General features: G+C 64.5%; 4 protein-coding genes. 1 reads left to right on the top strand and 3 read right to left on the bottom strand.

Going from position 1 to position 7,129, the window contains the following annotated elements:
- From ACY69P_RS12250 to ACY69P_RS12240, 3 genes are all read right to left on the bottom strand, one after another.
- Positions 1–1,673 (bottom strand): carboxypeptidase-like regulatory domain-containing protein (locus tag ACY69P_RS12250; RefSeq protein ID WP_462327673.1); only part of this gene is annotated, 1,673 nt, incomplete at its 3' end.
- A gap of 354 nt (positions 1,674–2,027) precedes the next feature.
- Positions 2,028–3,137, bottom strand: a complete 1,110-nt coding sequence (locus tag ACY69P_RS12245; protein WP_462327672.1) for a radical SAM/SPASM domain-containing protein — start codon at positions 3,135–3,137, stop codon at positions 2,028–2,030.
- A gap of 9 nt (positions 3,138–3,146) precedes the next feature.
- Complete coding sequence (locus ACY69P_RS12240; protein ID WP_462327671.1) at positions 3,147–5,195, bottom strand: glycosyltransferase; 2,049 nt, start codon at positions 5,193–5,195, stop codon at positions 3,147–3,149.
- Positions 5,196–5,618: 423 nt separating this feature from the next.
- On the opposite strand from ACY69P_RS12240, the gene ACY69P_RS12235 reads away from it, so the two are divergent.
- Positions 5,619–7,121: a sodium-dependent transporter gene (locus ACY69P_RS12235; RefSeq protein ID WP_404846091.1), complete on the top strand. Its 1,503-nt coding sequence runs from the start codon at positions 5,619–5,621 to the stop codon at positions 7,119–7,121.
- Positions 7,122–7,129: the final 8 nt, after the last annotated feature.

Genomic DNA, 7,129 nt, shown 5'->3' with positions numbered 1-7,129 from the left:
GCCGGCCACACCTGCGCCAGCGCCCTGCCGTCGCGCCACAGGGTAAAGCGGCGCTCCGCGGTCACAGACGGCGCTGTCACACTCTGGGCGCGCAGGGTGACCTGCGCGCCGTCCCATGGCGGCGGAGGCGTGCGGTAGGTGCACAGCGTCCAAATGGCCTCATCGCCGCCCTCGCACACAATGCGCCGCTCAGTTTCCCACGTTTCGGTCTGCGGGTTATACAGGCGGCCCCGGTCCACGGACAGCACAACCTCCTCGCGCCCGGCGCGAACGTCCCCGGCAAAAAGGCAGTCCACCCGCACAGGCAAGGGCTGACTGCTGTACAAATCATGTCCGAACGCGTCCGTAGAATCATACCCCAGCTGCCCAGCGGCAAGGTCCAGCCCACCGGCAAAACGCTCGGCATCATCCCACACAAACCCGCCAAGGCGCAGTTCGCTCAAGGTTGCGCCGCGGCGCAGGTTCACCGCCAACTGGCAGCGCAGCTGGCGCCCATCCTCAAGACGCACAGTTATTGTCACGTCGTTGCGCCCGGGGACACTGTCCATCCCACTCCAATCGCAGACCACGGCGCACGCTCCGCCCTGGACCTGTTCCACGCGCAGGGCGTCGGCCATGGGGCCCTCCACCTCAGCCGTGATGCGCGCCCCGCCGCCAATCGCCTCGGTGGATTCATCCGCGCGCTGCAGCAGGCAGGTCATGGCGCGGCGGGCGTAGGGGCCGTCCTCAGGCGCAAGATTCCACTGCGTCACGCCGCCAGCAAAGGCCGCGCGGACCGCCACCACGGGGTTCAGGTCCACATCACTGCCCCCATCCGCCAACAGCCGCTCCCGCAGGGCCGCCTTGCGCTCAAGGGACAGAAGTCCCGGATTCTCCGCGTCGATGTCATCAAGCACCACGGAAGCCACCTCGGCGTACCCTTCCCCGCCAAGGTCGGCCATACGCGCGCGAAAGGACTGCGCCATGGCCGCGGCTAACGGCGCAAGCTCGGCCTCGTACCACTGGGCGTCCTCGGGCGTCATGCGCAGGTCATGTGCCACGGCGTCCCACACCAACGGGTCCACGTGCCCGTCGGCCACGCCGTCGGCCATATCCTGCCCCAGCATTGCCACCATGCAGGTAAAGCGCATATGCGCCGGCGCAGCGGCTTCGCCCGCCACATCCCGCACGGCGCGCTCCAATTGGCGGATGCCCGCCTTGGTCAGCGCCACGGCGATGATGGCGTCGTCGTCCATCTCCGCCTCGCCCACGGGGTGGTCCACCAAAACATCCACGCCTGTGGTGCCCGCAACAAGGGCCACGGCATAGTCCATGGCCTGCCGCGTCAGTTGCCCATCAGGGCACCGGCCACGCGCAATCCAATACGCTAACTGGGAGAGGGGGGAGATTTGGCACAGGGTCTTGCCCTCTGCATGGGGGACGATGCCAAAGACTGATGTTTTCATGGCGAGGCGTGTTTCCCCGCCACCAAGGGCCGCGCGCTTTTCCACGCCGCCGCTGAGTTCCACCCTGTAGGGGCCGCCATGGGGGATGTGGGCAATCTCATAATGCCCGGCCTCGGTTGTGGTGCCGGTGCCCACTTCCTCGCCGGTGGCATAGTCGCGCACCACAACATCCGCCCCGGCAAACACCGAACCGCCCGCGCCACCATGAATGGTCGCAGGCTCGTCCATGCCGCGCCCGTCCGGGCCACACGCCGCCACAATGACAGCGAGCGCCACCAGACACAGTCGCAGTCCGTATGTCCGGCGTATGCCTCTTGGGTTCACGACGGTATCAGTCCTCCACATCGTTTCGGACCGACTATATATAGTGCCCTTTTCGTGTCAACGCCTTTTCCATATGCACCGGACGTCTTTCGCAACAGGAAGACACCGTACCACGCATGCGGTTTTGACGCCCTTTGCACATCACTCGCATCGTGCCGCGGCGCTACTGCATCATTTTGCGTCTATATAGGCTTATCTATAGGCTGTATTCACCCTTCGTGCAGGCTTTGCACTGGCGGGTGACAGAGGGGGTGGCGGTTAGACGCCACAAAGGTGCGGGCACCCCCGGCATGGGGGCGGGGGCTGATGGGTGGTGGCAAAGGCCGTGCGCAAGGCGTGCGCAACCTCCGCAAGGCGGGCGGCACTGTCAAAGTCCGTGCCGATGTGGGCGGTCAAGGCGTCGTACAGAGCCGTGCGCCGCGAAAAGGCCTCGCGAAAGGCCACATAGCCCGGCGCATCCCATATCTCGGAAAAGGATGACGTCGCAAGGGAGCCAAAGCCCACCCGCGCGGCCTCGCCCCAGCCCGCTGGCGTCAGGCGCGGATACTCGCCGCGCATGGGCGGGCACAGATACACGCAGGGCGACACCGTCCCGTCGGCGGCAAGGTAGGCGTTTTCCAACGGATTCTTGGGACAGACGGGCAGTTCCTCAGTCCGCAGGTGCGGCGCGGCAAGCTCCACGTGGGACACTATGGCTGCCCAGCGCGCCAGTGCCACCGGCCACCACTGCCGCCCCCGGTCATAGGCCACAAGGCGCTGCTGGGCGGAGCAGCACACATGGACCATATTCGTGCACACCACACGGTCCGCGCCAAGCTCCGCGCACAGCCGCACTGCGCGCGGCAAATCGGCAAGGGTGCGCGGCGTGATGAGCAGGTTGACCAGCAGCGGCGGGAATGTCCCCCGGCCCCGCGCGGCTGCGATATCCCGGATGGCCTGAGTCGCCGCGGCAAAGGTTCCCTCGCCGCGCAAGGGGTCCTGCGTTGCGGCGTCGGCCCCGGCAAGGCTGACGGCCATGGAATCCACCCCGGCCGCCACAAGCTCCCGCGTACCATCGCGGGACAGGAGAACGCCATTGGTGGACAGGCTCACAAGGACGCCCCGCGCCTTCAGCTGGGCGACGCGGTCTGGAACATCCCCGCGCATAAGGGATTCGCCCCAGCCCTGCACGTGCACGGCGGAAAAGTGCTCCGCCGCATCCAGCATGGCCCCGCAGATTTCCGGCGGCATGTCCGCATCAATCCACTGCTCCGGAAAGTTCCCGCGCAGGCACGTGACGCAGCGCAGGGTGCACCGACTGGAGAGCTCTGCCTGCAACACTCCGCCCGGCTTGCGCTGGCCCGCACTGGGCGCCTCTGCCGCGTTCATCGCGTCCTCCTAGAGCACCGTCCGGAAGCTTCGCACCAAGTCGCGCACCATGCTCTGGTCCGCCAACCGTCCGCCGTCAGCCGTCAGCCGCTGGAGCGCGCCGCGCACGTCGCGCTGGGCGAGGTCCGCCACCTCCTGCATGAAGGCCGTGAAGACCTGCATCTCCAGCACGTCGCGCACATGGATGGCGCGGTGGCGGTGGCGTATCTGCAGCAGTTCGCTCTGGGTTTTGCTCGCATCGGACAGCGCGTCCTGACTCAGCCATGCCAATCCGGTATACTCCGGCACGTGCACATGGGCGGACACCCGCCCCACACGCAAAAAGAAATCCTGATCCCCAAGGGCCGTATAGCGTGTGTCAAAATACCCAAACACCTCATGCGCCGCGCGCCGCCACACCGGATGCGGTCCCACCGTGCACGACACTAAATTGTGCTCAAACACATACTCCGGCCACACCCACGCCCCGCCATCGCGCAGGGTGGGCGTGTGGCTGTCAAAGGTGCCGTGCGGCTCCTCGGTAAGCCGCGTATCGCCAAAGGCCAGCTGCGCGGTGGGTGCGGCCTCAAGGGCGGCGCACAGCACCTCGCACGCTGTGGGGGCCAGCCTGTCATTGGTACTCATGGGCATAATGTACTGCCCCGCCGCACGGTGCACCCCAAGGTTCCACGCCGCGTAAATGCTGATGCGCTCCGGCGTGCGGATATACCTGATATTGCCATAGCGCTTCTGAAAATCCGCCACCACTGCGGCCTCCCCCTCGGGCGAGGCCGCGTCGATGACGATGATTTCCATATCCTGCGCCATACTCTGCGCCTCAAGGTCCGCTAAGCTCTCGGCAATAAACGCCGCAGAGGCGTAGGTGGAAACGATGGCCGTCAGCGCGTACCCGCGTGCGCGGTACCCCGCATCCGACACCGTGCAGGACGCGCACTGGGCATCAAACTGCCGCCGCAGGGCGTCGTTGCTCATGCTCCGGGCTTCCTCATCGTCCGGCATTTCATCAAGATGAAAGGCCAACACCTGCAACAGGTCCGCGTCGCTTCCAAGCCCCCGCAAAAGCCCCGCCAAGGTCAGCACGGCGGCGCGGTCGTGACGGTTGGCCGCAAGGGCCGCGTCCAGCAGGCGGATTGCGCGAGCCGCCTCCCCCCCGTCGGCAAGGGCGCGGGCCTCCTGCGCCACCGGCGGCCCTGGCTGGGCATTCAGCGCATACGGCGGCGCGCCCGTTTGCGCAGCGTGCACCACAGACGGCGGACAGTGGACCTTGGGGACATAGGCCACCCATGTGCCGTCAAGGCGTACGGGCAGTTGGGGAACGCGCAACAGGGGCATGGGGTGCCTGTCGTCGGCAAGAAGGATATGCTCGTGGGTCAGCCACTCGGGCGGAACGCCAACCCCCAAAAAGTCCGGGGCCTTGCGGTGGATGGCGAGGAGCGCGCGGCGGACAAGGTCCGCCCAGTCCCGATGCGCGCCGCGCAGGGCCTCTATGGGAATGGGCGCGCCAAGGGTGCGGCGCGGCGCGACCATGGCGTTCATGACCACGGCGGCGTCGCGGTGGTCCACAAAACAGGCGCCGTCGGTAACGGCCTCGGGCTGGCACAGCGCCCCCCGCGGCGCGCGTTCCCACGCGTCGCCGCCGCCACGGCACAGCCACGCCGCAGGGCCGCCCCCGTCAGCGGAAAGTTCCATGCCGCCAGTGCCCGGCGCTGTCGGCGGCGCGCCGCACGCGCGCAGTCCCGGCGTCAGCACCAGCCGCACAGCTCCGCGCGGGGCGTCTGCGGCCATCTCCCGCGGGGGCGGAAGGGGCGACGTCACATGCCGTACGCCGCCCGGAAAAATCCGCGCCAGCACATCCGCCGCCGCGCCGTCATCCACCCAAAACGTCGGGCACACGCCCCACGCATCATAGAGGGACAACGCCGTGGCAACAGCGGGCACCACATCGCGCCCAGCAACCGGCAACAGGTACTGGGAACAGCCATTTTTCCCTTTCGAAAGCACATTCGCGCAGGACGTGACCACAAGCCCTCCCGTGCAGAGAGTACAGAGTCTGGGCATACATTCCTGCTGCTTTTCTACTATAAAAAAAGCACTTTGAACACGCCGGTTCACACACCGCCAGCGCCATCCCCGATCACCGGCGCAAAACGACGCATTTTGCGCCAGAACCAGACCAAAACGGGCGCAAAAGTCGCCTGTTATGGGCGTTTTCTGGCAAAAGTGACCCTGTAATGTGAATTTGTCTCTAGACTTTGTGCATCAACAGGGGTATTCAGCAATGCTTATCCACAATCGGGGTTTCAGGACTGTGGTTTCGTTGTGAAAAGTTCCACTTGGGAGGGAGCTTTCTCAACAAAACCGGCACCGTGCCCCGACGGTGCATAACGAACCGAGACGAACCCAAAAGGGGTTGCACACCTCAGGGGTATGCAATGGGCTCTCCCGGTTCAGCAGAACCTAATCGCATAGGGAAGGTGAATAATGACTGAAAGAGAACAGTGGGGTTCGAGGATCGGTTTCATCCTCGCGGCCGTCGGCTCTGCCATCGGCCTCGGCAACATCTGGCGTTTTCCGTACATGGCGTATGAAAACGGCGGTGGCGCATTTCTGATTCCGTACATCTTTGCCATGCTGACTGCTGGCATCCCCTTCATGATCCTTGAATTCGGCCTTGGCCACAAATTCCGCGGCAGCGCTCCCAAGACTTTTGCCGCCATCAATCCCAAGTGGGAGTGGCTGGGGTGGATGCAGGTGCTGGTTGCCGCTGTTATCGCCGTGTACTACGTGGCGATCATCGGCTGGTCCATCGCCTACACCGGCTTTGCCGTCACGCAGGCATGGGGAACCGCGCCCAAGGATTTCTTCTTTGGCGAATTCCTCGCGCTGACGGGCTCGCCCTTTGAACTGGGCAGCCTGCGGCCGATCATCCTCGTTGCCACCATTGTCGCATGGGGCGTAACGTGGGCGGCCTGCATCTCCGGCGTGAAGGCTGGCATTGAGCGCGCCGTCAAGGTGCTGATGCCCACGCTGTTCATCCTGCTGATGGTCATGATTTTCCGGGTGGTGACCCTGCCCGGCGCCAATGAAGGCCTCAACTGGCTCTTCAAGCCCGACTTCAGCGCACTGAGCAACTATAAGGTCTGGGTGGCCGCCTACGGACAGATTTTCTTCACCCTGTCCATCGGCTTCGCCATCATGATCGCCTACTCCAGCTACCTGCCCAAGAAGTCCGACATCAACAATAACGCCTGCATGACGGTGTTCATCAACTGTGGCTTCTCCATGGCCGCCGGCGTGATGATCTTTGCCGTCCTCGGCTACATGGCCGCCAAGCAGGGCGTTGGTGTCAACGAAGTGGTGTCCGGCGGCGTGGGACTGGCCTTTATCACCATCCCAACCGCCATCAACCTGATGCCCATGCCCGCCGTGTTTGGCACGCTGTTCTTCCTGGCGCTGACCATGGCCGGCATCAGCTCGCACATCTCCATTGTTGAGGCCTGCATCTCGGCCTTCATGGACAAGATGGAATGGACCCGCCGCAAGACCGTCAACATCATCTGCGGCACGGGCTTTGTGGTCTCGCTGGTGTTCTGCTCCGGCGCGGGCCTGCTCATCCTCGACATTGTCGACCACTTCATCAACAACTTCGGCATCATGGGCGGCGCAGTTGTGGAGATCTTCCTTATCACGTGGCTGTGCAACCTTGATGTGGTTCGCGACCACGTGAACCGCAACTCCGAATTCTATGTAGGTACGGTCTGGAGCGTGTGCTTGCGCTTCGTCACCGTGCCCATGCTGGGCTTCCTCTTCGTCACCAACCTCGTTGGCGACCTGAAGGCCCTGTACGGCGGCTACTCGCTCATCAGCATCGTGTCCTTCGGCTGGCTCGTCTTTGCGGCCACCGTGGTCATCGGCATCGCCATGCAGGCCAAGACCAGCCCCGCAGGCTACATTGGCTACACCGACAACTCCCTCAAGAGGTAAAAAGATAT

This window comes from Desulfobaculum sp., assembly GCF_054921475.1.
This window is presented reverse-complemented; position numbering and strand designations above follow the sequence as displayed.

What these genes read in the sequence shown, in the direction of transcription:
- ACY69P_RS12245 (WP_462327672.1), bottom strand. Translation starts at nt 3,137, where the DNA reads ATGAACGCGGCAGAGGCGCCCAGTGCGGGCCAGCGCAAGCCGGGCGGA.
- ACY69P_RS12240 (WP_462327671.1), bottom strand. Translation starts at nt 5,195, where the DNA reads ATGCCCAGACTCTGTACTCTCTGCACGGGAGGGCTTGTGGTCACGTCC.
- ACY69P_RS12235 (WP_404846091.1), top strand. Translation starts at nt 5,619, where the DNA reads ATGACTGAAAGAGAACAGTGGGGTTCGAGGATCGGTTTCATCCTCGCG.